This is a genomic window from Limimaricola hongkongensis DSM 17492 (assembly GCF_000600975.2).
GTDB lineage: Bacteria > Pseudomonadota > Alphaproteobacteria > Rhodobacterales > Rhodobacteraceae > Limimaricola > Limimaricola hongkongensis.
This window is the reverse complement of the sequence record NZ_KK088650.1, coordinates 398,950-425,653: the sequence shown is the minus strand read 5'-3', so window position 1 is coordinate 425,653 and position 26,704 is coordinate 398,950. Positions and strand designations below refer to the sequence as shown.

Here is a 26,704-nt window from a genome sequence, read left to right as displayed (position 1 = left end):
GGAACTCCTCCCTGACGATGGGCCAAGCGCGTCACGCCGCGGCAGACAGGCGTTGCGCCGTTTTGGTATAACGTTGTATCAGGGAGGTGGAAACAGGTTGTTGCCCTTGCGGAACCATGATCATGGCCGAACGCCCCAAGCTCAGCACAGTGGCCGCCGCCGCGGGCGTCTCCACCGCCACGGTCAGCCAGGTGCTGCGCGGCACGGGCCGGATTTCCGCCCGGACGCGCGAACGCGTGCTCGCGGCGGTCCGCGCGGTCAATTACCTGCCCGACAGGCGCGCCGCGGCGCTGCGCTCGGGCGAAAACCATGAAATCGGGCTCGTGCTGCACCACCTCGCCAACCCGTTCAACGCCGAGCTCATCAGCGGCGTCAGCGACCGGCTCGAACGGGACGGGCATCTCGTCTCGGTGCTCGATTCGCGCGACGATGCCGACCGGCAGACGCGCAACCTGCGCGCGCTGATCGGCAACCGGCGCGGCGGGCTGATCTGGGTGCCCGCCAGCGGCACCGATGCCGCGACGCTCGACCTGCTGACGGCGCAGCGGTTGCCGGTGGTGACGCTGCTGCACCGGGTGAGCGAGGGGTTCGACCATGTCGGGCTGCGCGACGCCGCGGCGCTGGGCCGCGCGGTGGATCACCTTGCCCGGCTGGGGCATCGCCACATCGCCTTTCTCGGCGGCACCACGCCGCGCGCGCCGCGTTCCGAGCGGATCGATGGCTATGCGCGGGCCCTCGCGGCGCATCGCCTCGGCCCGCCGCATGTGCTGCCCTGCGACGACAGCAAACCCGCCGGGCTCGCCGCCATGCTGGCCCTGCGCGAGACGCGGCCCGACGTGACGGCGGTGGTCTGCAACGGCGACATGGTCGCGCTCGGCGCCTGCCTCGGCCTCGCCCGCCGGGGCGAGATGGCGGGGCGCGAAATCTCGGTGATCGGCTTTGACGACGTGGCCGACGCCGCGCTTGCCACGCCTGCGCTGACGACGCTGTCGGTCGCGCCCTACGATCTCGGATGCCTGTTGGCCGACCGCCTGCTGGCCCGGCTTGCCGATCCCGCCGCCGCCCCCGTCACCCGGCATGTCGAGGCCACGCTCGTGATCCGCGACACCACCGCCCCGCCCCCGCCGCATTGATTCCCGGAGACCCCGATGCCCCAGACGACACGATGGACCACCCTGCCCGACCACCGCGACTGGCTCGCCCGCGAGGCGGACGACCTGCTGCGCCTGTTCGAAGCCGAAAGCCTCGACCCGGCGGGCGGGTTCTTCGCGCTCGACACGGCGGGGCGCGCCCTGCGCGACGATCCCTTGCGCGAAATCCACGCCACCACCCGCATGGTGCATTGCTACGCCATCGCCGCGCTGATGGGCCGCCCCGGCGCCATGGCCATGGTCGATCACGGCATGCGTTTCCTGTGGAACCGGCACCGCCAGCCGAACGGCGGCTATGCCTGGGGCGTGACCGCCGACGCCGTGCCCGATCCGCGGCTGACCGGCTATGGCCACGCCTTCGTCCTGCTCGCCGCCGCCAGCGCCAGGATGGCCGGGCACCCGGACGCGCAGCGCCTGCTCGACGACGTGACGCAGCTGATCCGGGAGCGGTTCTGGGAAGAAGAGCCCGGCGCCATCCGCGAAGGTTTCGACGCCGAGTGGCGCGAGACCGAGCCCTATCGCGGCCAGAACTGCAACATGCACCTGACCGAGGCGCTGATGGCCGCATACGAAGCCACCGGCGATACCCGGCACCTTGAGATGGCCGAGCGGATCGCCGAGCTGATCGTGAACCGCCGCGCCCGCGAGAACGGCTGGCGGCTGGCCGAGCATTTCCACGCCGACTGGAGCGTCGATCGCGGCTATGACGGCGACCCGATGTTCCGCCCCGCCGGGCTGACGCCGGGCCATTCGCTCGAATGGGCGCGGCTTCTCGTGCAGCTCCACCAGACCGGTGGCCGCCGCCTCGGCTGGATGCCCGAAGCGGCGCGCGCGCTGTTCGATCGCGCCGTGACCGATGGCTGGGATACGGACAAGGGCGGGCTCTATTACACGCTGGGCTGGGACGACCGCCCGGCCATCGCCGAACGCTACTGGTGGCCGGTCTGCGAAGGCATCGGCGCGGCCCACGCGCTGTCCGAGCTCGACGGCGATCCGCTGTACGAGACCTGGTATCGCCGCTTCTGGGATGTCGCGGCCGCGCAGTTCATCGACCGCGAAAACGGCGGCTGGCATCCGCAGATCGACGCGCAAGGGCGGCCCTCGTCAAACCCGTTCTTCGGCAAGCCAGACCTCTACCACGCCCTGCAGGCCTGCCTGATCCCGCTCGGGCCGATGACCGGCAGCCTCACGGCGCAGCGCATGAAGGCCTGACGCCGCCCCCGTGGCTGGCCGGTCGGTTTGCGTATTTTGGGGAACAAAGTGGCCATGACGCGGGCACGAAAAGGCCCGGCGCGGGGGGTCCGCGCCGGGCCTCGGTTTGACGTCGTGCGGCGTCAGAGCTTTTCGGTCAGCTCGGGCAGCGCGGTGAACAGGTCGGCGACGAGGCCGTAATCGGCCACCTGGAAGATCGGCGCCTCCTCGTCCTTGTTGATCGCCACGATGACCTTGCTGTCCTTCATGCCCGCCAGATGCTGGATCGCGCCGGAAATGCCGACCGCGACGTAAAGCGCGGGCGCCACCACCTTGCCGGTCTGGCCGACCTGCCAGTCGTTCGGCGCAAAGCCCGAATCGACCGCGGCACGCGACGCGCCGACGGCGGCGCCGAGCTTGTCGGCCAGCGTCTCGATCAGCGCGAAGTTCTCCTCCGAGCCGACGCCGCGCCCGCCCGACACCACGATGCCCGCGCTGGTCAGCTCGGGCCGGTCGCTCTCGGCGAGCTTGTCCTCGACCCAGGCCGACAGGCCGGGATCGGAGGCCGCCGCCACATCCTCGACCGAAGCCGAGCCGCCATCGCCCGCCGGCTCGAAACCGGTGGTGCGGATGGTGATGACCTTGGTCGCGTCCCTGGACCGCACCGTCTGCACCGCGTTGCCGGCATAGACCGGGCGGTCGAAGCTGCCGTCCTCATGCACCGCCAGCACGTCGGGGATGATCATCACGTCCAGAAGCGCGGCCACGCGCGGCATGATGTTCTTGGCGTCCGTGGTCGCGGGCGCGGCCACGTGATCGTGCCCCTCGGCCAGCTGCGCGATCAGCGCCGCGACCGGCTCGGCCAGCCGGTGGCTGTAAAGCCCGTCCTCGGCGCAGAGCACCTTTGCGACGCCGTCGATCTGCGCGGCCTCCTCGGCGGCGGCCTTCGCGCTCGCCCCGACGCACAAAAGCGTCACGTCGCCAAGCAGCGCCATCGCGGCGACGGCGCGGGCGGTGGCGTCATGGCCCAGCTCGCCATCCGTCACCTCGGCAAGAAGCAGAACCGACATCACACCACCCCCAGATCTTTGAGCTTCTCGACCAGCTCGTCGACCGAGCCGACCATCATCCCCGCCTTGCGCGCCGGCGGCTCGGCGGTCTTCACCACCTCCAGCCGGGGCGTGACGTCGACGCCGTAATCGGCGGCGGTCTTTTCGTCGAGGGGCTTCTTCTTGGCCTTCATGATGTTCGGCAGAGAGGCATAGCGCGGCTCGTTCAGGCGCAGATCCACCGACACGATCGCCGGCAGCTTGACCGAGATGGTCTGCAGGCCGCCATCGACCTCGCGGGTGACCTGCGCGTGCTCGCCGTCGATCTTCACTTCGGAGGCGAAGGTGGCCTGGGACCAGCCCAAGAGCGCCGAAAGCATCTGGCCGGTGGCGTTCATGTCGTTGTCGATCGCCTGCTTGCCGCAGAGCACCATCTGCGGCTGCTCCTCCTCCACGACCTTGGCGAGGATCTTGGCCACCGCCAGCGGCTCGATGTCCTGATCGGGGCTGTCGGCGGCCTGCACGAGGATCGCCCGGTCCGCGCCCATCGCCAGGGCGGTGCGCAGCGTCTCCTGCGCCTGCTTGACGCCGATCGAGACCGCGACCACCTCCGAGGCGATGCCCGCCTCCTTCAGCCGGATCGCCTCTTCGACCGCGATCTCGTCGAACGGGTTCATCGACATCTTCACATTCGCAAGATCGACACCGGACCCGTCCGACTTCACACGGACCTTCACGTTGTAATCGATCACCCGCTTCACGGGGACAAGGATTTTCATGTTCTGCTCCTGTCTCAGAAGAACGCCTGAAGGCCGGTCTGGGCGCGGCCCAGGATCAGCGCGTGCACGTCATGCGTGCCCTCATAGGTGTTCACGGTTTCCAGGTTGATCATGTGGCGCATCACCGGGAATTCCTCGGAGATGCCGTTGCCACCATGCATGTCGCGGGCATGGCGCGCGATCTCGAGCGCCTTGCCGCAATTGTTGCGCTTCATCAGGCTGACCAGCTCGGGCGAAGCGCGGCCTTCATCCATCAGCCGGCCCAGACGCAAGCTGCCCTGAAGCCCGAGCGAGATCTCGGTCTGCATGTCGGCGAGCTTCTTCTGGAACAGCTGGGTCTGCGCCAGCGGCTTGTTGAACTGCTTGCGGTCGAGGCCGTATTGCCGCGCGGCATGCCAGCAGGCCTCGGCGGCGCCCATCGCACCCCACGAGATGCCGTAACGCGCGCGGTTGAGACAGCCGAACGGGCCCTTCAGCCCCTGCACGTTCGGCAAGAGCGCGTCCTCGCCGACCTCGACGCCCTCCATGACGATCTCGCCGGTGGTCGAGGCGCGCAAGGAGAGCTTGCCGCCGATCTTCGGCGCCGAAAGCCCCTCCATGCCCTTTTCGAGGATGAAGCCGCGGATCTTGCCGTCATGCGCCTCGGACTTGGCCCAGACCACGAAGACATCCGCGAAGGGCGCGTTCGAGATCCACATCTTCGAACCCGACAGCCGGTAGCCATTCTCGGTCTTCTTGGCGACGGTCTTCATGCCGGCGGGGTCCGAGCCCGCATCGGGCTCGGTCAGGCCGAAGCAGCCGATCAGCTCGCCCGAGCACAGGCCCGGCAGGTATTTCCTGCGCTGTTCGTCCGAGCCATAGGCGTCGATCGGGTAGATCACGAGGCTGGATTGCACCGACATCATCGAGCGATAGCCAGAATCGATGCGCTCGACCTCGCGGGCGATCAGCCCGTAGGTGACGTAGCTCGCGCCGAGGCCGCCGAGCTCCTCCTCGACGGTGACGCCGAGAAGACCGGCTTCGCCCATCTCGCGGAAGATCGACGGATCGGCCGTCTCCTCGCGGTAGGCCTGTGCCACCCGCGGCGCGAGCTTGTCTTCGGCAAAGGCGCGGGCCGCGTCGCGCAGCATCCGCTCGTCTTCATCGAGCTGGCTTTCGATCAGGAACGGATCGGACCAGTCGAACTGGCCGAGCTCGGGGCCGTGGCCCTGCATGTCCTTGGGCATCTCAATTCTCCTCCGCGTCGAGTGCCGCCAGGCGATCCGCAAAGGTGCCGAGCAGCTTGTGTTTCAGGATCTTGCCGGTCGCCGCCGCGGGCAGCCGGTCCACGATCAAAATCTTCGATGGCCGCTTGTAACTCGAAAGACGTTCCGAGACATGGGCTTTCAACGCCGCAGGTGCGGGCGCGGGATCGGTGCATTGCACGAAGGCCAGCACCTCTTCGTTGCCGCCGCGCGCGCGGCCCACCACGGCGGCCTGCACCACCTGCGGGTGATCGTTCAGCGCCGCCTCCACCTCGGGCGGGTAGACGTTGAAGCCCGAACGGATGATCAGCTCCTTGCAGCGGCCAACGACATGCAGGCGCCCCTCGGCGTCGATCTTCCCCAGATCGCCGGTCCTGAGCCAGCCCTTCGCGTCGATCACCTGCGCGGTGGCCTCCGGGTTGCGGTAATAGCCCTTCATCACATGCGGGCCGCGGGTGTGGATCTCGCCCACCCCTTCGGCGTCCTGCGCCTGCGGATCGATGCGGATCTCGATGCCGGGCAGCGCCGGGCCGACCGAAACGTCGGGCGTGCCGATCGGGTTGCGGGTGCCGCAGATGCCCGCCGTGCTTTCGGTCATGCCGTAGCCGTTCTGCAAGGGCAGCCCGTAGAACGCCTCCGCCTTGCGTTTCCACGCCGGGTCGAGCGGCGCCGCGCCGGACGAGACATAGCGCAGCTTCGCCCCCTCCAGCCGGTCGAGACCGAGCGAGGCGGTGTGCTTCATCAACAGCGCGTGCATCTGCGGCACCGCCGGAAGGATCGTCGTGCCATCCTTCAGCGCCGCGAGCAGCCGATCAGGGGCAAAGCGGGTCTCCAGCTGCACGCAGGCGCCGCAGGAGGCCCCGGCCATCAGCATCGAGGCAAGCCCGAACACATGCGTCAGCGGCAGCGCGCCATAGATCCGGTCCTCGGGCAGCATGCCGCGCATCGCCGCGCTCGACGCGCCCGCGAAGAGAAGATTGGCATGGGTCAGCATGACGCCCTTGGGATCGCCCGTGGTGCCGGTGGTATAGAGGATGACACCGACCTGCCCGGCGCCTGCGCCGACCGGCTCGGACGTGCCGCCCGGCCCGGCGGCCACGGCGATGTCGCCGGTGGCGGTCGCGACCTCTTCGGCCTTTGCCGTCCCGGCATGGGCGCGCGCCTCGGGCGAGACGTGGCTGGTATAGAGGATCGCGCGCGGACGGGCATGGGCGGTGATGCGGTCGAGCTCGGCTTCGGTCATGCGGGCGTTGACCGGCACCGCGATCGCGTCGAGCCGCGAGGATGCAAAGATCGCCAGCGCGGTCGCGGCGCAGTTCTCGGCCACGATCAGCACCCGGTCGCCGCCCGCCACGCCACGCCCGCGCAAGAGCGCCGCCATCTCGGCGATGGCCGCGTCGTATTCGGCATGGCTCAGCACCCGCCCGTCGCAATCGACGAGGCCGGGGGCGGCGCCGCGCCGGGCGGCCTGCCACCCGATCAGCTCGTGGATGCGCCGCGCCGTCTCTCCGGCCTGCGGCGCCGGGGCCATCTTCGCGCTCGTCATACCGCGATTTCCTCCTGCATCCGCGCGGGCGCCGGGCGCAGCCGCGCCAGCGCCACCCGCGCCTCCTCCTCCAGACCGCCGACGATCCGCGCCAGCGGTGCGATTTCCCCCGTCAGCCCGAGCGCCTGCCCGGCCGAGAGCATGCCGCGCGACACGTCGCCGGTCTCGTAGGCCTGCCGCCCGATCCGGCCCGCGACATGCGGCATCAGCGCCTCGATCCCGATCTCGGGGTTCTCGGCCTCCATCCGCGCCACCGTTTCCGAGGTCTCGTTTCTCAGCGTGCGGATCGTGTTGCGCACGCTCGACATGCTCAGCATGGTGTCGGTCTCGCGCGCACCGGCCAGCGCCCGCTTGTAATCGGGATGCGCCGTCACCTCCTCGGCCACGAGAAACCGGGTGCCGACCACCACGCCCGAGGCGCCGCCCGCCAGCGCCGCGACGATCTGGCCGCCATGGCCGACGCCGCCGCCGATCAGGAACGGGATCTTCAGCCGCCGCTCCGCCAGCGCGAGGTTCACGAAACTGCCGACGAGGTCGAGCCCGGGATGGCCGCCGCATTCGGCGCCGACGATCGACACCATGTCGACCCCGACCGACTGCGCCTTTTCGGCAAAGCGCACGCTCGGCACCTTGTGCAGCACGGTGATGCCCGCCTGCTTGAGCATCGGCAGCCACGGCTCGGGGTTGCGGCCCGAGGTTTCGACGAAGCGCACGCCCTCATCGGCGATCAGCGCGAAGATCTCTTCGGTCCGCTCGCCCGGCACCAGCTTGGGCAGCATCGAGACGTTGACCCCGAACGGCCCGCCATCGGCCATCTCGCGGGTGCGGCGGATCTCGGCGCGCAGGGCCTCGGGGTCGGGAAAGCTCGCGGCGGTGATGAACCCCACGATCCCGGCGCGCGCGCAGGCCGAAACATAAGCCGCGTCCGAAAGCCACATCAGCCCGCCCGCGACCACCGGCAGACGGGTGCCATAGGCGCGGGTGACGGCGGTATCGAAGGCCGGGTCGATCATGTCGCGCTCCTCAGTTTTTCGAAATCGGGGGCTCTTTTGTCGAGAAAGGCGCCGATGCCCTCGGTCGCCTCGGGGCTGCCTTGGGCGCGCGCCATGGCATCGCGTTCGGCGTCGAGCTGGGTGAAGACGTCCTGCGTCGCGGCGCTGTTCACCAGCGCCTTGATCGTGCCCTGCGTGGCCGAGGGGCCGCGCCCCAGCCGGTCGGCCAGCGCCATCGCCGCGTCGAAGCTGCCGCCTTCGAGCGCCAGCTCGGACAGCGCGCCGAGCGCGTGCAGCCGATCCGCCCCGACCGGCTCCCCCAAAAAGCAGCATGCGGGTGGCCATGGCGCGCGGCAGCAGCCGCGACAGGAAATGGGTAAGCCCGGCATCGGGCACCAGCCCCGCCTTCACATAGGCGGCGGTGAAGCGCGCATCGTCGGCGGCGACGGTGAAATCGCAGGCCAGCGCCAGCGACAGCCCCGCCCCGGCGGCGCCGCCCTCGACCGCCGCGATCACCGGCTTGGGGCAGCCGATCACCGCGCGGATCAGGTCGTGCAGCTTGTCGATGTTGCCGCGCCGCGCGGCTTCGGTCTGTTCGGCCCGCGTCGCCAGCAGATTGAGATCGCCGCCCGAGCAGAAGAACCCGCCTTCGGAGGCAAGGATCACCGCCACGATGCGCGGCGTGTAGGCCGCCTGCACCAGCGCCTCGTGCAGCGCCGCGTAATAGTCGGGCGACAGAGCGCCGCGCCGCGCCGCGTTCAGGTTCCAGACCACCAGCCGGTCGCCGAGATCCTCGATCCGTGCCAAAGTCATGCCGCGCCCTCCGTTTTCGGCTGCGGCAATGGCTTGAACACGCCGGTGGCCGTGGCCACCAGGCGATTGTCGGCGGTGGCGCGCAGCTCGCCCTCGATGAACATGATCTTGCGCCCGCCGCCGGTGATGCGGCCCACCGCCATCAACGCCTCGCCTTCGCGGGCGGGGCCGAGATACTGGGTGTTGAGCGAAATGGTGAGAAAGGGGTGACGCCCGCCCGGATCGCGCGACAGGCTGCCCGTGGCGCCCATCGCGTTGTCGAGAAGCGTCGCGACGATGCCGCCATGCAGCATGCCGTGCCGATTGGTGTGCCCCGGCCCCACCGTCAGGTGGCAGCGCGCGCGCCCGTCGCCCTGCCCCACATCGAGCACGTAGCCCATGAGCCGCTGCGCGCCGGTCTCACCTTCGATGATCCCCTCCCCGGTCATCTCAGGCGGCCCGAAGCCGGACGAAGCGCCCCAGGTGATAGGTCGCGTCGCCAAAGCGCTGATCGAGCATCGACAGGCGCCGCGCGAAACGGCCCAGATCGTATTCCTCGGTCATGCCGATGCCGCCATGCATCTGGATCGCCTCCTCGGCGACCAGCCGCGCGACCTTGCCCACGAGGTGCTTGGTCGCGGAGACGTGGATCTCGCGCGTGTCGCGGTCGGCCTCCAGATGGCCGCACAGGTTGATCACCGCCGAGCGCGCCTGCTCGATCTCGATCAGCATGTCGGCGGCGCGGTGCTGCAGCGCCTGGAACTTGCCGATCGGCTGGCCGAACTGCTTGCGGGTCTTGAGATAGTCGCCGGTCAGCGCGCGCGCCGTCTCCATCGCGCCGAGCGCGTCGGCACACAGCGCCGCCGTGGCGCGGGCCTGCGCCGTCTCGATCGCCTCATGGGCCTGGCCCTCGGCCCCGAGCAGGGCATCCTCGGGCAGCGTCGCGCCGTCGAACACGATCTCGGCGGCGTGGCCGCCCTGGCTCAGCGGGTAGTCGCGGATCTCGACGCCTTCGGTGCCCTTGGGCAGCACGAACAGGCTGATCCCCTCGCGCTCGCCCGGCGCACCGGAGGTGCGGGCGGAGACGACGATGTGATCGGCCTGCGCGCCGTTGACAACGACCGATTTGCGACCCGAAAGGGTCCAGCCCTCGCCCGACCGCTCGGCGCGGGTCTCGATCCGGTCGATGTCGAAGCGGCTGGCCGGTTCGCCATGCGCGAAGGCGAGCTGGACCGCGCCCTCGACCGCCTGCTCGACCAGCGCCAGCTGCGTCTCCGATCCCGTTTCGGCGATCAGCCCGCCCGCGAGCAGCAGCTCGACCAGCGGCGCCGGCGCGCCGGCGCGGCCCAGCTCCTCGAACACGGTCATCAGGTCGAAGCCGTGCCCGCCGAAGCCGCCCTGCTCTTCGGTGAACAGCGCGCCCGCGACGCCCATTTCGGACAGCCCGGACCACAGCTCGGGCGCCACGCCCTCGGCCTCGTCGGCCTTCAGCGCCTCGGGGGTGACGGCATCGGCCAGATAGCGGCGCAGCCCGTCCTGCAGCATCTGCCGCTCTTCGGTCAGTTGGAAATTCATGTCCCGCTCTCCCTCAGAGTTCCAGGATCGCCTTGGCGATGATCGTCTTCTGCACCTCGTTCGATCCGCCATAGATCGAGAGCTTGCGGTTGTTCAGGTAATGCGGCGTCGCGGCCATCGCGTAGTCCGGCCCGACCGGGCCCTCGTTCGAGCCCGCCTCCAGCGCCTCGGAGACGAAGGGCATGGCATAAGGCCCCACCGCCACCTTGGTCAGCGCGTTGATCTCCTGCCGGATCACCGTGCCCTTGACCTTGAGCATCGAGCTTTCGGCGCCCGGCGCCTGACCGGCGGCGGCGGCCGAGACCACCCGCAGGTTGGTCGTGGCCATCGCCATCAGCGCGATCTCGACCTCGGCGATCTGCGCGGCGAACAGCGGATCCTCGATCAGCGGGCGGCCGCCCGACTGCTCGAGCCGCGCGATCCGCTTGAGGTTCGACAGCCCCGCATTGGCAAAGCCGACACCGGCGATGTTGGTGCGCTCATGCGTCAGCAGGTACTTGGCATAGGTCCAGCCCTTGTTTTCCTCGCCCACGAGGTTCGTGGCGGGGACGCGGACATTGTCGAAGAAGACCTCGTTCACCTCGGGCTCGCCGTCGATCAGCACGATCGGGCGCACGGTGATGCCCGGATCGTCCATGTCGATCAACAGGAAGGAGATGCCCTCCTGCGGCTTGCCTTCTTTCGAAGTGCGCACGAGGCAGAAGATCATGTTGGCGTGCTGGCCCAGCGTGGTCCATGTCTTCTGGCCGTTGACGACGTAGTGGTCGCCGTCGCGCTCCGCCGTCGTCTTGACCGAGGCGAGGTCCGAGCCCGCACCCGGCTCGGAATAGCCCTGGCACCACCAATCATCGCCGTTGAGGATGCGCGGCAGCCAGTATTGCTGCTGCTCTTCGGAGCCGAACTTCTGCAGCACCGGCCCGAGCATGGCGAGGCCGAAGGGCACGATGCGCGGCGCGCTCGCGGCGGTGGTCTCCTCCTCGAAGATGTGCCGCTCGACCGCGTTCCAGCCCGCGCCGCCATATTCCTTGGCCCAGTTGCCCGCAAGCCAGCCCTTTTCGTTGAGGATGGCGTGCCATTCCTCGTAGTCCTGCTTGGTCAGCCGCTGCCCCAGGCGCACCTTGTCCGACAGCCGCTTGGGCAGTTTCTCGTCCAGAAAGCTGCGCACCTCGGCGCGGAAGGCCTTCTGCTCTTCGGTGAAGTTCAGGTCCATTGCCGGGCCCCTTCTCAGTAGATCTCGAACAGGCCGGCGGCACCCTGCCCGCCGCCGATGCACATGGTGACGACACCGAGCTTGGCGCCGCGGCGGCGGCCCTCGATCATCAGGTGGCCGGTCATCCGCGCGCCGGTCATGCCGAAGGGATGGCCGATCGAGATCGAGCCGCCCGAGACGTTGAGCTTGTCATTGTCGATGCCGAGTTTGTCGCGGCAGTAAAGCGCCTGGGAGGCAAAGGCCTCGTTCAGCTCCCACAGGTCGATGTCGTCGACGGTGAGACCCTGACGCTCCAGAAGGCGTGGCACGGCGAAGACCGGGCCGATGCCCATCTCGTCGGGCTCGCAGCCCGCGACGGCGAAGCCGCGGAAGGCGCCGAGGATGTCGAGCCCGAGGCGCTCGGCCTCCTTGCGGTCCATCATGACCAGCGCGGCGGCGCCGTCGGAGAGCTGGCTGGCGTTACCGGCGGTGATGAAGTTGCCCTCGCCACGCACAGGCTGAAGCTTCTGAAGACCCTCAAGATTGGTCGAGGGGCGGTTGCATTCGTCCATCGAGATCGTCTCGGTGACGTGAGAGACCTCGCCGGTCTCCTTGTCCTTGACGGCCTTGGTCACCTCCATCGGCGCGATCTCGGCGTCGTAATGACCGGCCTTCTGCGCCTCTGCGGTGCGCATCTGGCTTTGCAGCGACAGCTCGTCCTGCGCCTCGCGGGAGATGCCGTACCGCTTGGCCACCGTGTCGGCGGTCTCGATCATCGCGTGGTAGAGCTCGGGCTTGTGCTCCTCGATCCACGCGTTGCGCGAATGGCGCACCGGCGGCTGCACCATCGAGATGCTCTCGACGCCGCCGACGAGGATCGCCTTGGCGCCCTCCTGATTGATCATGTGGCCGCCCATGGCGATCGCCTGCAGGCCCGAGGCGCAGAAACGGTTCACCGTGGTCGCGGCGATCGACACCGGCATGCCGGCGCGGATGATCGCCTGACGGGCGATGTTGCCGCCCGTCACGTATTCCGGGTAGCCGCAGCCGAAGATGCTGTCCTCGATCATCGCGGGATCGATGCCGGCGCGCTCGACCGCGTGGCGGGCGGCGTGGCCCGCCATGTCGGCGCCATGGGTGATGTTGAACGCGCCCCGTGCGGCCTTGCCGATGGGGGTGCGGGCGGTGGATACGATGACGGCGTCGGTCATGTCGTCTCTCCCTCTCAGCCGTTCAGGCTGGCGAATGTGGAATCTTGGTCGGCGAGGCGGTCGAGCAGCGGCGCGACCTTCCAGAAGTGATCGTCCTCGGTGGCGTATTGCTTGATACGGTCGCGGATCGTCGCGACTCCCTGCGCGTCGGCGTAGTGCATCGGGCCGCCGCGATGGCGCGGGAAGCCGTAGCCGTAGAGCAGCGTCACATCGACATCGAGCGGGCGCTGCGCGATGCCCTCCTCGACCACGCGGGCGCTCTCGTTGACCATCGCCGCCATGTAGCGTTCGACGATTTCCGCGTCGGTGAAGTCGCGGGGCGTGACACCCTGCTTCTCGCGCTCCTTGGCGATGATCTCCTCGACCTCCGGGTCGGGGCGGCCGCGCGGGCTGTCCTCGTCATAGATGTAGTAGCCGCGCTGCGTCTTCTGGCCCAAACGACCCATCTCGTAGAGCGTGTCGGCCCAGCCGGGGTAGCGGTCGCGCTCGTGGCGCTGGTCCGCCTTGCGCTGCCGCGTCATGTAGCCGATGTCGAGCCCCGCGAGATCGCCCACCTGATAGGGCCCCATCGGGAAGCCGAAGTCGCGCAGCGCCTTGTCGATCTGGTAGGGGCTCGCGCCGTCGAGGATCATGTGATCGGCGGCAGCCCGGTAATGCGACAGGATGCGGTTGCCGATGAAGCCGTCGCAGACCCCGGCGCGCACCGACACCTTGCCCAGCTTCTTGCCAAGCGCGAAGGCCGTGGCGGTGACCTCGGGCGCGGTCTTGTCGGCGACGACGACCTCCAGAAGCTTCATCACGTGCGCGGGCGAGAAGAAGTGCAGCCCGATCACGTCTTCGGGGCGCGATGTCGCCTGCGCGATCTCGTCGATGTCGAGATAGGAGGTGTTGGTGGCCAGCACCGCGCCGGGCTTCGCCACCCGGTCGAGCTCGGCGAAGACCTCCTTCTTGACGTCCATGCTCTCGAACACCGCCTCGACGATCACGTCGGCCTGCCCCAGCGCGTCGTAGCCGGTGACGCAGGACAGCGCGCCGGACAGGATTGCGTCGCGCTTGTCCTCTTTCAGCTTGCCGCGTTTCACGGCCGCCGCGAGGTTCTTCTCGATGGTGGCGCGGGCGCGGCCAGCGGCCTCCTCGTCGCGCTCGACCAGCGTCACGGTCAGCCCGCGCAAGAGCGCCGCGGTGGCGATGCCCGCCCCCATGGTGCCGCCGCCGATCACGCCGATGGCCGACACGTCGCGGGGGCTGATGCCCTCGATCTCGGGCAGCTTGGCGACCTTGCGCTCGATGAAGAAGGCGTGGATCAGCCCCGCGCGCTGCGGCGTCTCCATCATCTTCATGAACTGGCGACGCTCTTCGGCGAGACCTTCGTCGAAGCCCATCTTGGTCGCGGCCTCGATCGCGTCGAGCGCGGCCAGAGGGGCCACTTCGCCGCGCAGCTTCTTTTTAAGCGCGGCACGGCGGGCGTCAAACATCGCCGCGTCATGCGCCGGGGCCGCGATGTCGCGCACCGGGCGCGGGGCAGCACCTTGGCCCAGCAGCTCCTCGGCATAGGCGAGACCGGCATCGAGCGCCTCGCCCTCGCCCAGACGGTCCACCAGACCCAGCTCGACCGCCTTCTGGGCGGCAACCGGCGTGCCGGTGGTGGCCATCTCGATGGCGGCCTCGGCCCCGACGAGCCGCGGTGCGCGTTGCGTGCCGCCCGCACCGGGGATGACGCCGAGTTTGGTCTCGGGCAGGCCGAGCTGGGCGCCCGGAACGGCGACGCGGTAATGCGCGCCGAGCGCGATCTCCAGGCCGCCACCCAGAGCCGCGCCGTGGATCGCGGCGACCACCGGCTTGGTGCAGGCCTCGATCCGGTTGACGACGTCGGGCAGCGACGGCGCCTGCGGCGGCTTGCCGAATTCGGAGATGTCGGCGCCGCCGATGAAGAGCCGCCCCGCGCCGTGGATCACCGCGATCTCGGCGGCGTCCGCCTCGAACCGCTCGATCGCCTCCACGAGCCCGGCGCGCACGTCGCGCCCCAGCGCGTTGACCGGCGCGTGATCGACCGTGATGACCGCAATCCGGTCCCGGCTTTCGAAATGCACTGTTCCTGCCATCTGGTCCTCCCTCTCGACAGCCAACCTAGTCGATTGGCCCTCATCGTTTCAATATGTAAATCTGAATTCCACTATGCAGAATTTATAACGGCAATTTTCACCGATCAGATATCGTGCCGCGTCAGGAACGGCCCTTGCCCCATGAGCCGCTCCAGCTCGCGCACGGCGGCCTGCAGCCGCGGCCCCACCTCGGTCTGCATCCGCTCCATGCTCAGATCCTTGGGCATGGCGCCGCAGGTGAAGATCACCGCTTCGCTCAGGTCGCGCGACTGGAACGGCACCGAGACGGCGTGGATGTTTTCGGCGAAGTAGACCGCCGGATCGGCGATCACGAAGCCTTCGGTGACGAGCTGGGTATAGGCCGCGCGCCGGGCCGCGCGGGCGTTTTCCTCGTCGAGCCCGCGATGCCCCTGCGCGTCGGCCACGGCCTCGGCGAAGCCCTCTTCCGACAGCGCCGCCAGCATCGCGTGGCCCGAGCTCGACCCCTTGAAGGGCAGCCGGTGGCCGACCTCCAGCCAGATCGAGGAGACGCCCTGCGGCCGCCATGTCTTGGTGATCAGCACCCGTCCGCGATCGCGCACCGACAACAGCGCCAGCGTGCCGGTTTCGTCGGCCACCCGCTGCATGATCGGCCCCGACAGCTCCACGAAGGAGATCGACGCGCTCGCCACGTTGCCGAGCGCCAGAAGCGCCGGGCCGGGGCGATAGCGGTCGTGGCGCCGCGCATGGGTGAGATAGCCCAGGCTCTGCAGCGTGAAGGTCAGCCGCGACACGGTGCTTTTCGGCAGGCCGGTGCGCTCGGAGATCTCGGCATTGCCGAGCCCGTCATCCGAGGGACGAAAGGCCCGCAGCACCGACAGCCCACGCGCCAGCGTGGTGGCGAAACGGCGGTCCTGGCTGTCATCGGTGATCTTCATGCAGGCCTCACATCGAATAGGGAATCAGCAGCGACAGCGCCGGCACCGACATGATCAGGATCAGGACGAGCACGTCCACCGACAGGAAGCGCGCGATGCCCGCGAAGATCCGGTCGATCGGCACGTCGCGCCCGACCACGCCGGCGATGACGAAGACGTTGAGCCCGACAGGCGGCGTGATCAGGCCGATTTCCAGGAGCTTGATGACCACGACACCGAACCAGATCAGGTCGAAGCCATAGGTCTCGATCAACGGGATCATCAGCGGCAGCGTCAGCACCATGATGCCGATCGGATCGAGGAACATGCCCAGCGCGAGATAGATCAGCGCGATCGCGCCCATCAGCAGGATCGGCGACAGCTCGGCCGCGGTCACCGCCTCGACGATGTCGGGCGCCACGCCGGTGAGCGCGATGAAGGCCACGAAGATCTTGGCCCCCGCCGCGATCAGGAAGATCGAGGTGGTCTGGATGCAGGTTTCGCGCAAGGACTCCCAGATGTCGCGCAGGGTCAGCTTGCGCTGCACCAGCCCGATCAGCACGGCGGCGGAGACGCAGACCGCGGCGGCCTCGGTGGCGGTGAAGATGCCGCCATAGATGCCACCGACGATGATCACGAAGAGCAGCACGGCGGGCCAGCTTTCGAGCGCGGCGCGGCCCCGGTCGGCCATGGTGATGGTACCGGTATAGGCGGGCGCCGCGTCGGGATCGCGTTTCACCCAGATGAAGATGACCAGAAGAAAGCCCAGCAGCGACACCAGGCCCGGCAGGATCCCCGCGAGGAACAGCGCGCTGATCGAGGTTTCGGTGAAGATGCCATAGATGATGAACAGCACCGATGGCGGAATGAGCGAGCCCAGCGTGCCGCCCGCCGCCACGCTCGCCGTGGCGAGACGCTTGTCATAGCCGACCGAGAGCATCTCGGGCGTGCAGATCCGGCCCATGGTCGAAGCGCAGGCGATCGAGGATCCGGTGATCGCCGAGAACCCGCCGCAGCCGACGACCGAGGCCATCGCCACGCCGCCGGGCACCTTGGCGAGCCAGACGCGCGCCGCGTGGTAGATCTTGGTGGTGATGTCGGCGCGGTAGGCGATGTGGCCCAGCGCCACGAAGAGCGGGATCATCGACAGATCGTAGCTGTGGATGAGATCGAAACTGTTGGAGAAGACCAGCGAGGTGGTCGGGCGGATCGCCCGCTCGGGCGCGAAGGCGCCGGTGCGAAAGGCAAAGATGACGAAGGTGCCGATGGTCGCGATCGCGGCGAGCGCGAAGGCGATCGGCACGCGCAGCGCCAGCAGGAACAGGACCGCGCCGAAGGCCACGAGACCGATGAGAGTGCCGTCCATGGTCTCAGACCTCTTCGTGGGGAGAGTGCTTGGAGGGATCGGCGAGGATGCGTCCGCCCGAACGGATCGTGCGGATGTCGCCCACCATCTGCACCGCGAGGCGCAGCCAGCAGAACGAGACGCCGAACAGGAAGATCACGCGGCCCGGCCATTTGGGCAGCGACAGCTGGCCAAAGAAGTAGCTGCCCGATTGCAGCGTGTGCACCGCCTCGTTCCAGCCGGCCCAGATCAGCGGCGCCAGCGCCAGAAGACCGACCACAGAGCCAAGCACCACGAGCCAGTCCTGCACGCGCAGCGGCAGCCGCTCGGACAGCACTTCGACCACGATGTTGCCGCGCGCGGCCGCCGTGGCCGCCAGCGGCAGCACGATGGCCGCGACCATCAGCTCGCGCACCATGTTGATCGTGTCGGGAATGCCCGAATTCAGCGTCGCGCGCAAAAGCACGCTGGTGGTGATCAGAAGCCCTAGCCCGATCACCGCCACGGCGGCGAGATTGAGCAGGAAACTCTCGATACGGCTCAGCATCGGCACTCCCTTGCCAGACGGGGGGCGCGCCCCCGCCGGTCATCCGCGGATATCAGTGGAAAAATGGGGACGGCGCGGGTGAGGCGCGCCGTCCCGAACCCCGTGGGGCGTGGTTCAGCCACGCTCCCAGGGGTAGCCCTTTTCGTCGCGCTCGGCGCCGAAGGCCTCGATCAGCGACCGGTATTCATCGAGCAGCGCCGCGCCGTCGAGACCGGCGGCATTGGCCTGTTCGACCCATTGTTCGAGATAGGTGTTGCCCTTTTCGACGAGCTTGGCGCGCTCGGTGTCGGGCAGCTCGATGATCTCCACGCCCGCCTCTTTCATCTTCTCGATGGCGGCGTCGTTATCCGCGCTCACGAGACGGCCGAACTCGTCGGAGAGGCCCTTGCCCGCCTCCATCAGCGCCTGCTGCTGATCCTCGGGCAGCGAGTCGTAGGCATCCTTGTTCATGAAGATGCCCAGCGCCCCGACCTGGCCCCAGTTGAGCATGGTGTAGCTGTCCATGACCTCTTGCTGGTTCAGCGCGCCGACCGCGTAGGAATAGCCCTGGCTGCAATCGAGCAGGCCCGAATCGAGGCCCTGATAGGCGTCGTAGATCGACATGTTGACGAGGTTGGCGCCGAAATCGGCGAAGGTCTTGCCATAGGCGCCGACGCCGCGGACCTTGAGCCCCTCGATGTCCTCGACCGAGCGGATCGCCGTGCCCTTGCAGCCGATATGCACCGCCGAGGTGGTGTAGGTGCCAAGATAGACGAGGTTCTGGTCGGCCAGGTTGGCCTGGATCGCCTCCGAGCCGCGCATCAGCGCGTCGGTGGCCTTCATGCCGACCCACGGGTCGGGGTTCTGCACCGGCAGGTCGGCGATGCCGTAGGCCACCATTTCCTGCGGGAAATAGACGCCGATGATGGTGCCGGCATCGGCCACGCCATCGGCCACGGCCTGGGCTGCGGCATTGGCCTTGAACAGCGCCCCGCCCCACTGCACGTCGAAGTTCAGCTCGCCATCGGTGCGGGCCTTCACGTCATCGACGAACCAGTTCAGCGCCTCGGCGCGGGCGCCGCGGTTGGGCCCGGCCTCGCCGAAGAACAGCGTGGTTTCGGCATGGGCGACGGAGCCGAGCGTGGCCCCGGCGAGCATCGTCGAGGCGAGCGCCGCCTTCAGAAATCGCGTCATTTCAGTCTCCTCCCTGAAGTTTCGCATAGTGGAATTGCATTCTACTACATGAAACCTACGAGAGCGCTGATGCCGTGACAACCCATCGCGTACGCTGCAGCGCGGCATCCGTGCGCGGACGGAGCCAGGCACGGGCCGTTCCGCGTCAGCCCACCGCGCGGCGCAGCTCTGGCGCGACGCGCGTGCCCAGAAGCTCGATCGCCTTCATCAGCTGCGCGTGGTCATAGACGCCGATCGCCATCTGGATCAGCATCCGGTCGAACCCGAAAATCTCGTGCATCCTCAATATCTTGTCGACCATCTCGGCCGGGCTTCCGACGAACTGCGCGCCATCTGGGCCGCGCGCCGCGTCGAACTGCGCCCGGCTGGTCGGACCCCAGCCGCGTTCGCGGCCGATCCGGTTCATCACCTCGGCCTGCGCGGGATAGATGATGTCGGCGGCCTGCTGGCTGGTTTCGGCCACGAAGCCATGCACGTTGAGCGATGTCTTCAGGGCCTTCGCGTCATGCCCCGCCTGCGCCGCGCTTTTGCGGTAAAGGTCGAACAGCGGTGCGAAGCGCGCCGGTTCCCCGCCGATGATGGCGAGCGCCATCGGCAGACCCAGCCGCCCCGCCCGCGCCACCGATCGCGGCGATCCGCCGACCGCCCGCCAGATCGGCAGCCGCTCCTGGACGGGTCGCGGATAGACGCCGCGCCCGGGGATCTCATGGGTGTGGGTGCTGCCGGGCCAGCGGATCACCTCGCCCTCGTTCAGCGCCGTCAGAAGCTGCAGCTTCTCCTCGAACAGGTCCTCGTAATCGTCGAGGTCATGGCCAAAAAGCGGGAAGCTTTCGATGAAGGAACCGCGCCCGGCGATGATCTCGGCCCGGCCATCGCTGAGCGCGTCGAGCGTCGCGAATTGCTGGAACACCCGGATGGGATCATCCGAGGACAGCACCGTCACCGCGCTCGACAGCCTGATGCGCGATGTCCGCCCCGCCGCCGCCGCCAGCGCCACGGCGGGGGCCGAGACGGCGTAATCGGGGCGGTGATGCTCGCCCAGCCCGAACACGTCGAGCCCGACCTCGTCGGCAAGCGCGATCTCCTCGACCAGCTGGCGCAGCCTGAGCGCGGGGTCGACCCGCGCGCCCGTGACCGGGTCGGTGCCGACATCGCCGAATGTGTAAAGACCCAGTTCCATGCCGTTCTCCATCTGCGGTGATCCACAGCTAGCCGCACCGGCCCGCCGGTCCAATCGCCGCTGCCGCGCAACGGCTGTGCGTCCCGCCAAAGAGACGCGGAACCCCGTTGCGCGGCGACGGCGTTTCGACCACAGCTTGGGGACGCATAAGGATTTCGGGCGCTTGTTTTCCTACGACACGTTTCTGCTGACGCTGTTCGGCGTCGGGCTGGCCCTTCTCGCGACGGTGATGCTGTTGCAGCAGCGCCGCACGCCGCAATCGGCGGCGGCGTGGATCCTCGCCATCATCCTGATGCCATGGGCCGCGATTCCGCTGTTCTTCGCGCTGGGCTTTCGCAAGACCCGCGCGCGCCACCCCTTCATCCGCTTCTCCTCGCCCGGTGTCTGCGACCGGCCCGACCCGGCGGGCGGGCCCTCCGAGGCCTTCCGCGCCTATGGCGTCCCCCCCGCGTGCGGCGGCAACCGGATCGAGCTGCACCGCGACGCCGCCCATGCCCGCGAGGCGATGCGCGACCTGGTCGATGGCGCCGCGCACGAGCTCGACATCACCTTCTACCTGATCCACGACGACGAGATCGGCCGCGATTTCATCGACCGGCTGACGGCCAAGGTCGAACAGGGCGTGCAGGTGCGGCTGATCATCGACCGGCTGGGGGGCTTTTGGTGCCCGCGCGACGCGCTGTCGCGCTTCGAGGCGGCGGGCGGCGCGCTGCGCTGGCACCAACCCTTTCTGAACTGGCCGCTCAAGGGGCACATGAACCTGCGCAACCATCGCAAGATGATCATCGCCGACCGGGCCCGCGCCTGGACCGGGGGGCGCAACGTGGGCAGCGAATACATGGGATTTCCCCGGCACGCCCGCCCCGGCGCCACGGCGCCCGAGCTGTGGCGCGACCTGTCCCTGTCGCTCGAAGGCCCCTCGGTCGAGGTGCTGTGGGACCTGTTCCGCGCCGATTGGGGCACCGCCGAGGGCGAAACCGAACCGCTGCCCGAACTGCACGTCGAGGCCCGGCCCGGAGAGGCGCAGGTGCAGGTCGTCCCCTCCGGCCCCGACACTCATCTCGACCCGCTGCACGACGTGCTGGTGCAGATGATCCACACCGCGACCCGCCGGGTCTGGATCGCCACGCCCTATTACCTGCCGACCGAGCCGCTCAACGCGGCGCTGTGCACCGCGGCGCGGCGCGGGGTCGACGTGCGGGTGATGGTGCCGTCGCGCTCGAACCAGCGGATCGCCGATTTCGCGCGCGGCGCCTATCTGCGCGCGCTCGACGAGGCGGGCGGGCGGGTGCTGCAATTGCCGCGCCAGATGACCCATGCCAAGGCCGGGGTGATCGACGACACCGCCTGGGCCGGGTCGGCCAATTTCGACGTGCGCTCGATGCTGCTGAACTTCGAGGTGGCGGTGTTCATGTATGATGCGGCGTCGGTGGCGCTGCTGTCGGACTGGTTCGCGACCGAAACGGCGCTGTGCCGCGAAGGCGTGCGCCGGGCCGGTTTCGGCCGCCGCCTCGCCGAAGGGGTGTTCCGCCTCGGCGCGCCGATGCTTTAAGGACGCAGGCCATGACCCATCCGCATCTTCGCCCCGGCAGGCTCAGGCTGGCGAGCTACAACATCCGCAAGGCGCTCGGCACCGACCGGCGCCGAAACCCGGCCCGCATCTGCAACGTGATCGCGGCGATGGAGGCCGACATCGTGGTGCTGCAGGAGGCCGACCTGCGGCTCGGCGCGCGGCCCACGGCGATCCCGATGACCGAGCTGGCGCAGCTCGACGGGCTGCGGGTGGTCGATTTCGGGCAGTCGGCCAAGAGCCTCGGCTGGCATGGCAACGCCATGCTGGTGCGCGACGGCATCGAGGTGGGCGCGCTGCACCGGATGGTGCTGCCCGGCTTCGAGCCGCGCGGCGCCATCGCCGCCGATCTCGACACGCCCGCCGGGCCGTTGCGGGTCGGCGGGCTGCATCTGGGGCTGTTGCGCGGCTCGCGCCGGCTGCAGCTGACCCATATCGTGGACGAGCTCGACCGGATGCCCGACCGGCCCACGGTGCTGGCGGGCGATCTCAACGAATGGTCCGAACGGGTGGGGCTGGGCCGGCTGGCGCGGCGTTTCGCGATCCACGCGCCGGGGCGCAGCTTTCACGCCCGCCGCCCGGTCGCGGCCCTCGACCGGATCGCCGTCGGCGCGGGTCTCGTGCTGGAGGCGTGCGGCGTCTGGCACACGCAGCCCGCGCCCGCAGCTTCGGATCACCTGCCGATCTGGGCCGATCTGCGCCACGACTGACCGTTCAGACGATCAGCTCCTCGACCGGGCGGCGCACCAGCCGATCGGGGCGCGCGCCCGCCCGGCCCAGCCGGATCACCTGCACCAGCCGCCTGTCGGGGCCGAGCCCGACCCGCTGCGCGATCTGCTCGCGCGCGGCCCGGTCGGCGGTCAGCACCCCCATCGGCCAGCCCGCCAGCCCCAGCTTGGAGGCTTCGAGCAGCAGCCGCAGATAGGCGCGCCCGGCCCGGACGGGGCCGTCGCTCGCCGGGCGGTGGAACAGCGCGACCACGGCGCTGCTGCGGATCTGCGCCGCCTCGCCCGCCATCCGTTCGGTCAGGCCCAGCATCCGCGCCGGGCGCCACAGCGGCCCGAGCACGGCGCGCGCCTCCACCGCCGCGCGCGGGCTGAGCCGAAGCGCCGTGCGGTCGAGCCCGTCGAGATGCTTGCGCGGGTGGCGCGGGCTGAGCCGCAGCCACGACACCAGCTCGCGCCGCGCCGCGCGGCGGCCCAGATGCGCCATCATCGCCGTCTCGTGCAGCTCGGCCAGCCAGTCGCGCCGCGTCGGATCGGTGACGAGGATCGCGTCGCGCCGGGTCCAGCCATAGAGATCCACCTCCCCCGCCTCATAGGGGCCGCGATGGCCGAAGCGTTCGGCCAGCTGCCGCGCCAGCGGGTCGGGATCGGTCTGCGCCTCGAGCGTGATCCGCGCCGCGAGCCGCAGCCCCGGCAGCGTCTCGTGGTCGTCCTGCGCCCACAGGTCGGTGAACCGCGCCCCGATGCGCCGCGCCGACAGCGCCAGCGATGTCGCCTCTGCCGCGGCGCCGCAGGCCAGCCCGGCGGCCACCCCGTGCGGGTCCGACACCGGCAGCATCGCCGCCGGGTCGCAGCCGATCAGAATCGTGTCGCCCTTGCGCCGCCAGCGGGCGGGCTGGGTGTTCAGCGCCGAGGGCGCGCTGCGCGCCTCTTCCACGATCTGTCGAAACTGTTCGGTCTGCATCTGTCGCTCCATGGCCCGCACCGGACGCGCGCCGCAGACCCTAGCGGCCCCTGCCGTGGCGGCAAGCCGTTCCGCCGCGTTCAAAGCGCTCCGGCGGGCCTTCACGAAAAGCGCGCGGCATAACCCATTGACATGTCAGGATGGAAAAACGGCCGCCTCAATGTGAGGCGGCCGTTGTTTCGGTGCAGGGCGATCCGGGTCAGGCGGCGTCGCGCTTGGGGTTCTTGCCCATGATGATCATCGACAGGATGTCGTCCTCGGTGACGTCCTCGACCCGCTCGGTGCCGATCAGCTGGCCGTTCTTCATCACCGACACCCGGTCGCACAGATCCATCATCTCGCGCGTGTCGTGGCTGATCAGGAAGATGCCGAGACCCTGCGCCTTCAGCTCCTTGATCAGATCCGCGACCATCGCCGTCTCGTGCACGCCGAGCGCGGCGGTGGGCTCGTCCATGATCAGGATCTTGGCGTTGAAATACACCGCGCGGGCGATGGCGACCGATTGCCTCTGCCCGCCCGACAGCGCCGAGACCGGCTCGGAGAGCTTGCGGAAATTGGGGTTGAGCCGCGCCATGATCCTGCGCGTCTCGGCCTCCTGCTTGGCATCGTCGACGAAACCCGCCCTGGTGGTGATTTCGCGCCCCAGGAACAGGTTCGAGGCGGCGTCGAGATTGTCGGCCAGGGCGAGCGTCTGGTAGATCGTCTCGATGTTGTAGCGCCGCGCGTCGCGGGGGCTGTTGATCGTCGCCTTCTGGCCCTCGATCCGGATCTCGCCGGAATCCGCCTTGTAGGCGCCCGAGAGGATCTTGATCAGCGTCGACTTGCCGGCGCCGTTATGGCCCAGAAGCCCCACCACCTCGCCCGGGTAGAGATCGAGCGACACCCCGTCGACCGCCTGCACGCCGCCAAAGGCGATGCGGATATCCTTGAGTTCCACCAGTGGCTTGGCGCCGTTGGCGCGCGGGTCCGCCTTCGCGGTTTCGGTCATGGTCATCTCACTTCCCTCCGACGCGGCGGCGATAGATGATGTCGATCAGCACGGCGGCCACGAGCACGGTGCCGACCACGATGTTCTGCAAGGGCGCATCGACGCCGACCATCGCCATGCCCGATTGCAGCGACTGCATGATCAGCGCGCCCAGGATGGCGCCGTAGATCGTGCCGATGCCGCCCGACAGTGCCGTGCCGCCGATGACGGCGGCGGCGATGACGCGCAGCTCGTCGAGCGTGCCGATGTCGTTCGAATGGTTGGTCAGGCGGGCCGAGGCGACCACGGCGGAAATCGCCACGAGGATGCCCATGATCGAGAACACCTTGACCGTCAGCAGCCGGGTGTTGATGCCCGACAGCTCGGCCGCGTCGGGGTTGCCCCCCGTGGCGAAGATATAGCGCCCCAGCCGCGTCTTGCGGGCGATCACCGTCATCACCACCGCCACCGCGATCAAAAGCAGCACCGAATAGGGAATGCCGTAGGACGCGGTGAAGCCTTCGGGCATCTCGGCGCCGCGGGCGGCGAAATCGCGCGCCAGCACCCGGCTCGGGATCTCGTAGGCGTTGAGGATGGCGACGAAGCCGAGGATAGCGCCGACGATGATGGCCATGACCACCGCCTCGGCCCAGACCGGCTTCACCGGAAAGCCGTGGCCGATCTTGTTGCGCCGCGCCGAGATCAGCGCCAGCACCGCCGCCGCCGCGGCGACGAGACCGAAGATCCAGCTCCACTGCGCGCCCAGCGTGCCGTTGATGCCGCCAAAGGCCTGGAACGTCTCGTCGAGCGGGCCGATGGTCTGGCCGGAGGTGATGTACCAGCCGACATTGCGCCAGATCAGCAGACCGCCCAGCGTCACGATGAAGGCGGGAATGGTGAGATAGCCCACCAGCCAGCCCTGGAACGCGCCGATCACGGCGCCGGTGATCAGCCCGGCGAGGATCGACAGCCACGGCAGCGCCGCATGGCCCAGAGGCAGGCCCATCATGTCGGGCAGCCAGCGGGTCTGCATCATCGCCATCACCGCCGACGCGGTCGCCAGCAGCGCGCCGACCGACAGGTCGATATGGCGGGTGACGATGATGAACACCATGCCCGTGGCCATGATCGCCACCGAGACGGTCTGGATCGACAGGTTGAAGATGTTGCGCGGCGTGAGAAAGCGGCCATCGGTCAACAGGTTGAACACCACGCAGACGGCGATGAAGGCGCCGACCATGCCCAGAAGGCGCAGGTCGAGCTCGAGCTGGCTGAGAAAGGAGCGCGCGGGCGCCTTGTCCGCAGGCCGCTGCCCCGGAGGCGCGGCGTTGGGGACGGTATCGGTATCGGACATTTCGGGGGCTCCTGAACGGAGGGGCGGCGCGCGGGCGGCGCGCGCGGATATCGGCCTGCGCCCCCGGCCCAGGTGTCCGGGCCGGGGGCGTCATGCGTCAGTTACAGGCGGCGACCTCGCCGGACACGCCCTGGCACAGCGTCTCCTGGTCGATCCAGCCAGCATCGACCACGACGTCGAGATTGTCGAGCGTCACCGGCACCGGGTCGAGGAACTTGGCGTTGAGCGTGGTCCCGGCGGGCGAGGTCCATTCCTCGGCGCCCTCGATCGCGCTCATCTCGGTGCCCGAGGCCAGCTCGATCGCGATCTCGCCCGCTTCGCGGCCCAGCTCGCGGCTGTCCTTCCAGACGGAGACCGTCTGCGTGCCCTGCGCCACGCGGTTGAGCGCGGCGTGATCGGCGTCCTGACCCGAGACCGGGATGCCGTCCATGCCCTGCGCGGTCAGCGCCGCCACGGCACCGCCGGCGGTGCCGTCATTCGAGGCGACCACGGCGTCGACCTGGTTGTCCTGCGCGGTCAGGATCTGCTCCATGTTGCGCTGGGCGTTGGCGGGCAGCCAGCCATCGGTATAGGCCTCGCCGACGATGGTGATGGCGCCACTGTCGATCGCCTCCTGCAGCACCTCCTGCTGGCCGCCGCGCAGGAAGTCGGCGTTGGGATCGGTGGGCGAGCCCTTGATCATGACATAGTTGCCCTCGGGCGCGGCCTCGAGCACGGCGCGGGCCTGCATCCGGCCCACCTCGACGTTGTCGAAGGTCAGGTAGAAGGCGCGGTCGTCCTCGATCAAGCGGTCATAGGCGATGACCGGGATGCCCTCGTTGAAGGCCGCGTCGACGGCCGGGCCGATCGCCTGCGTGTCCTGCGCGAGGATGATCAGCGCGTCGACCCCCTGCGCGATCAGGCTTTCGACATCCGAAAGCTGCTTCGAAGAGGACGACTGCGCGTCCGCCGAGACGTATTCGGCACCGGCCGCCTCGAGCGCCGACCTGATCGCGGCCTCGTCGGTCTTCCAGCGCTCCTCCTGGAAATTGGACCAGCTGACGCCGACGGTCATGCCGTGCTGTTCGGCGATCGCTGCCGTGCTGAAGCCGGCCGTCGCGACGACGGCGGCCAGAATTGCGTTGCGCATGTGTTTCCTCCCTAACATGGCTCCCGTCCCACC

Annotated in this window: 23 protein-coding genes; 4 read left to right on the top strand and 19 right to left on the bottom strand. The window is 69.0% G+C overall.

Annotation, left to right across the window (positions count from 1 at the left end; all coding sequences use genetic code 11):
* Window positions 1-122: 122 nt before the first annotated feature.
* Window positions 123-1,133, top strand: coding sequence for a LacI family DNA-binding transcriptional regulator (locus tag LOKHON_RS06685; protein WP_162561765.1), 1,011 nt, complete (start codon window positions 123-125; stop codon window positions 1,131-1,133).
* Window positions 1,134-1,148: 15 nt separating this feature from the next.
* The gene (locus LOKHON_RS06680; RefSeq protein WP_017928839.1) at window positions 1,149-2,363 is read left to right on the top strand and encodes an AGE family epimerase/isomerase; all 1,215 of its coding nucleotides are present in this window, start codon (window positions 1,149-1,151) and stop codon (window positions 2,361-2,363) included.
* Between the two features lie 122 nt (window positions 2,364-2,485).
* Here the strand turns inward: LOKHON_RS06680 and LOKHON_RS06675 are convergent, their stop codons facing one another.
* The 15 genes from LOKHON_RS06675 to LOKHON_RS06600 form a co-directional block, all read right to left on the bottom strand.
* The gene (locus LOKHON_RS06675) at window positions 2,486-3,412 is read right to left on the bottom strand and encodes an electron transfer flavoprotein subunit alpha/FixB family protein (RefSeq protein WP_017929528.1); all 927 of its coding nucleotides are present in this window, start codon (window positions 3,410-3,412) and stop codon (window positions 2,486-2,488) included.
* Window positions 3,412-4,170, bottom strand: a complete 759-nt coding sequence (locus LOKHON_RS06670; protein ID WP_017928485.1) for an electron transfer flavoprotein subunit beta/FixA family protein — start codon at window positions 4,168-4,170, stop codon at window positions 3,412-3,414. The genes LOKHON_RS06675 and LOKHON_RS06670 overlap by 1 nt, the downstream gene beginning before the upstream one ends.
* Window positions 4,171-4,184: 14 nt before the next feature.
* Complete coding sequence (locus LOKHON_RS06665; protein WP_017928484.1) at window positions 4,185-5,396, bottom strand: acyl-CoA dehydrogenase; 1,212 nt, start codon at window positions 5,394-5,396, stop codon at window positions 4,185-4,187.
* A gap of 1 nt (window position 5,397) precedes the next feature.
* Window positions 5,398-6,960, bottom strand: a complete 1,563-nt coding sequence (locus LOKHON_RS06660) for a class I adenylate-forming enzyme family protein (RefSeq protein ID WP_017928483.1) — start codon at window positions 6,958-6,960, stop codon at window positions 5,398-5,400.
* A complete protein-coding gene (locus tag LOKHON_RS16635; RefSeq protein ID WP_342670094.1) occupies window positions 6,957-8,765 on the bottom strand; it encodes a nitronate monooxygenase in 1,809 nt (602 codons plus the stop codon). The genes LOKHON_RS06660 and LOKHON_RS16635 overlap by 4 nt, the downstream gene beginning before the upstream one ends.
* Window positions 8,762-9,193 carry a PaaI family thioesterase gene (locus LOKHON_RS06645; protein ID WP_017928480.1) on the bottom strand — a complete coding sequence of 144 codons (432 nt, stop codon included), beginning with the start codon at window positions 9,191-9,193 and terminating at the stop codon, window positions 8,762-8,764. Before LOKHON_RS06645 ends, LOKHON_RS16635 begins: the two co-directional genes overlap by 4 nt.
* Window position 9,194: 1 nt before the next feature.
* A complete protein-coding gene (locus LOKHON_RS06640) occupies window positions 9,195-10,319 on the bottom strand; it encodes an acyl-CoA dehydrogenase family protein (protein ID WP_017928479.1) in 1,125 nt (374 codons plus the stop codon).
* Window positions 10,320-10,332: 13 nt separating this feature from the next.
* A complete protein-coding gene (locus LOKHON_RS06635; RefSeq protein ID WP_017928478.1) occupies window positions 10,333-11,529 on the bottom strand; it encodes an acyl-CoA dehydrogenase family protein in 1,197 nt (398 codons plus the stop codon).
* 14 nt (window positions 11,530-11,543) lie between these two features.
* A complete protein-coding gene (locus LOKHON_RS06630) occupies window positions 11,544-12,719 on the bottom strand; it encodes an acetyl-CoA C-acyltransferase (protein ID WP_017928477.1) in 1,176 nt (391 codons plus the stop codon).
* A 14-nt stretch (window positions 12,720-12,733) separates the two neighbouring features.
* On the bottom strand, window positions 12,734-14,821 hold the full coding sequence (locus tag LOKHON_RS06625) for a 3-hydroxyacyl-CoA dehydrogenase NAD-binding domain-containing protein (RefSeq protein ID WP_026147473.1): 2,088 nt from the start codon (window positions 14,819-14,821) through the stop codon (window positions 12,734-12,736).
* 104 nt (window positions 14,822-14,925) lie between these two features.
* On the bottom strand, window positions 14,926-15,738 hold the full coding sequence (locus LOKHON_RS06620) for an IclR family transcriptional regulator (RefSeq protein ID WP_017928475.1): 813 nt from the start codon (window positions 15,736-15,738) through the stop codon (window positions 14,926-14,928).
* Window positions 15,739-15,745: 7 nt separating this feature from the next.
* Window positions 15,746-17,083, bottom strand: a complete 1,338-nt coding sequence (locus LOKHON_RS06615; RefSeq protein ID WP_017928474.1) for a TRAP transporter large permease — start codon at window positions 17,081-17,083, stop codon at window positions 15,746-15,748.
* 4 nt (window positions 17,084-17,087) lie between these two features.
* The gene (locus tag LOKHON_RS06610) at window positions 17,088-17,609 is read right to left on the bottom strand and encodes a TRAP transporter small permease (protein ID WP_017928473.1); all 522 of its coding nucleotides are present in this window, start codon (window positions 17,607-17,609) and stop codon (window positions 17,088-17,090) included.
* A 114-nt stretch (window positions 17,610-17,723) separates the two neighbouring features.
* Complete coding sequence (locus LOKHON_RS06605; RefSeq protein WP_017928472.1) at window positions 17,724-18,782, bottom strand: C4-dicarboxylate TRAP transporter substrate-binding protein; 1,059 nt, start codon at window positions 18,780-18,782, stop codon at window positions 17,724-17,726.
* Between the two features lie 145 nt (window positions 18,783-18,927).
* Window positions 18,928-19,962, bottom strand: a complete 1,035-nt coding sequence (locus LOKHON_RS06600) for an LLM class flavin-dependent oxidoreductase (RefSeq protein ID WP_036082406.1) — start codon at window positions 19,960-19,962, stop codon at window positions 18,928-18,930.
* Between the two features lie 163 nt (window positions 19,963-20,125).
* On the opposite strand from LOKHON_RS06600, the gene LOKHON_RS06595 reads away from it, so the two are divergent.
* A complete protein-coding gene (locus LOKHON_RS06595) occupies window positions 20,126-21,514 on the top strand; it encodes a phospholipase D-like domain-containing protein (RefSeq protein ID WP_017928470.1) in 1,389 nt (462 codons plus the stop codon).
* A gap of 11 nt (window positions 21,515-21,525) precedes the next feature.
* Window positions 21,526-22,242 carry an endonuclease/exonuclease/phosphatase family protein gene (locus LOKHON_RS06590; protein ID WP_017928469.1) on the top strand — a complete coding sequence of 239 codons (717 nt, stop codon included), beginning with the start codon at window positions 21,526-21,528 and terminating at the stop codon, window positions 22,240-22,242.
* 4 nt (window positions 22,243-22,246) lie between these two features.
* Here LOKHON_RS06590 and LOKHON_RS16075 read toward each other — a convergent pair whose 3' ends face one another.
* From LOKHON_RS16075 to xylF, 4 genes are all read right to left on the bottom strand, one after another.
* Window positions 22,247-23,221 (bottom strand): nitroreductase family protein, encoded by a 975-nt coding sequence (locus LOKHON_RS16075; RefSeq protein WP_017928468.1) that lies wholly within the window; start codon window positions 23,219-23,221, stop codon window positions 22,247-22,249.
* 199 nt (window positions 23,222-23,420) lie between these two features.
* Complete coding sequence (locus tag LOKHON_RS06580) at window positions 23,421-24,215, bottom strand: ATP-binding cassette domain-containing protein (protein ID WP_017928467.1); 795 nt, start codon at window positions 24,213-24,215, stop codon at window positions 23,421-23,423.
* Window position 24,216: 1 nt separating this feature from the next.
* Window positions 24,217-25,542 carry a sugar ABC transporter permease gene (locus tag LOKHON_RS06575; protein ID WP_017928466.1) on the bottom strand — a complete coding sequence of 442 codons (1,326 nt, stop codon included), beginning with the start codon at window positions 25,540-25,542 and terminating at the stop codon, window positions 24,217-24,219.
* Between the two features lie 97 nt (window positions 25,543-25,639).
* Window positions 25,640-26,671 carry a D-xylose ABC transporter substrate-binding protein gene (gene xylF, locus LOKHON_RS06570; RefSeq protein ID WP_017928465.1) on the bottom strand — a complete coding sequence of 344 codons (1,032 nt, stop codon included), beginning with the start codon at window positions 26,669-26,671 and terminating at the stop codon, window positions 25,640-25,642.
* Window positions 26,672-26,704 lie beyond the last annotated feature (33 nt).

What these genes read in the sequence shown, in the direction of transcription:
- LOKHON_RS06685 (WP_162561765.1), top strand. Translation starts at nt 123, where the DNA reads ATGGCCGAACGCCCCAAGCTCAGCACAGTGGCCGCCGCCGCGGGCGTC.
- LOKHON_RS06680 (WP_017928839.1), top strand. Translation starts at nt 1,149, where the DNA reads ATGCCCCAGACGACACGATGGACCACCCTGCCCGACCACCGCGACTGG.
- LOKHON_RS06675 (WP_017929528.1), bottom strand. Translation starts at nt 3,412, where the DNA reads ATGTCGGTTCTGCTTCTTGCCGAGGTGACGGATGGCGAGCTGGGCCAT.
- LOKHON_RS06670 (WP_017928485.1), bottom strand. Translation starts at nt 4,170, where the DNA reads ATGAAAATCCTTGTCCCCGTGAAGCGGGTGATCGATTACAACGTGAAG.
- LOKHON_RS06665 (WP_017928484.1), bottom strand. Translation starts at nt 5,396, where the DNA reads ATGCCCAAGGACATGCAGGGCCACGGCCCCGAGCTCGGCCAGTTCGAC.
- LOKHON_RS06660 (WP_017928483.1), bottom strand. Translation starts at nt 6,960, where the DNA reads ATGACGAGCGCGAAGATGGCCCCGGCGCCGCAGGCCGGAGAGACGGCG.
- LOKHON_RS16635 (WP_342670094.1), bottom strand. Translation starts at nt 8,765, where the DNA reads ATGACTTTGGCACGGATCGAGGATCTCGGCGACCGGCTGGTGGTCTGG.
- LOKHON_RS06645 (WP_017928480.1), bottom strand. Translation starts at nt 9,193, where the DNA reads ATGACCGGGGAGGGGATCATCGAAGGTGAGACCGGCGCGCAGCGGCTC.
- LOKHON_RS06640 (WP_017928479.1), bottom strand. Translation starts at nt 10,319, where the DNA reads ATGAATTTCCAACTGACCGAAGAGCGGCAGATGCTGCAGGACGGGCTG.
- LOKHON_RS06635 (WP_017928478.1), bottom strand. Translation starts at nt 11,529, where the DNA reads ATGGACCTGAACTTCACCGAAGAGCAGAAGGCCTTCCGCGCCGAGGTG.
- LOKHON_RS06630 (WP_017928477.1), bottom strand. Translation starts at nt 12,719, where the DNA reads ATGACCGACGCCGTCATCGTATCCACCGCCCGCACCCCCATCGGCAAG.
- LOKHON_RS06625 (WP_026147473.1), bottom strand. Translation starts at nt 14,821, where the DNA reads ATGGCAGGAACAGTGCATTTCGAAAGCCGGGACCGGATTGCGGTCATC.
- LOKHON_RS06620 (WP_017928475.1), bottom strand. Translation starts at nt 15,738, where the DNA reads ATGAAGATCACCGATGACAGCCAGGACCGCCGTTTCGCCACCACGCTG.
- LOKHON_RS06615 (WP_017928474.1), bottom strand. Translation starts at nt 17,083, where the DNA reads ATGGACGGCACTCTCATCGGTCTCGTGGCCTTCGGCGCGGTCCTGTTC.
- LOKHON_RS06610 (WP_017928473.1), bottom strand. Translation starts at nt 17,609, where the DNA reads ATGCTGAGCCGTATCGAGAGTTTCCTGCTCAATCTCGCCGCCGTGGCG.
- LOKHON_RS06605 (WP_017928472.1), bottom strand. Translation starts at nt 18,782, where the DNA reads ATGACGCGATTTCTGAAGGCGGCGCTCGCCTCGACGATGCTCGCCGGG.
- LOKHON_RS06600 (WP_036082406.1), bottom strand. Translation starts at nt 19,962, where the DNA reads ATGGAACTGGGTCTTTACACATTCGGCGATGTCGGCACCGACCCGGTC.
- LOKHON_RS06590 (WP_017928469.1), top strand. Translation starts at nt 21,526, where the DNA reads ATGACCCATCCGCATCTTCGCCCCGGCAGGCTCAGGCTGGCGAGCTAC.
- LOKHON_RS16075 (WP_017928468.1), bottom strand. Translation starts at nt 23,221, where the DNA reads ATGCAGACCGAACAGTTTCGACAGATCGTGGAAGAGGCGCGCAGCGCG.
- LOKHON_RS06580 (WP_017928467.1), bottom strand. Translation starts at nt 24,215, where the DNA reads ATGACCATGACCGAAACCGCGAAGGCGGACCCGCGCGCCAACGGCGCC.
- LOKHON_RS06575 (WP_017928466.1), bottom strand. Translation starts at nt 25,542, where the DNA reads ATGTCCGATACCGATACCGTCCCCAACGCCGCGCCTCCGGGGCAGCGG.
- xylF (WP_017928465.1), bottom strand. Translation starts at nt 26,671, where the DNA reads ATGCGCAACGCAATTCTGGCCGCCGTCGTCGCGACGGCCGGCTTCAGC.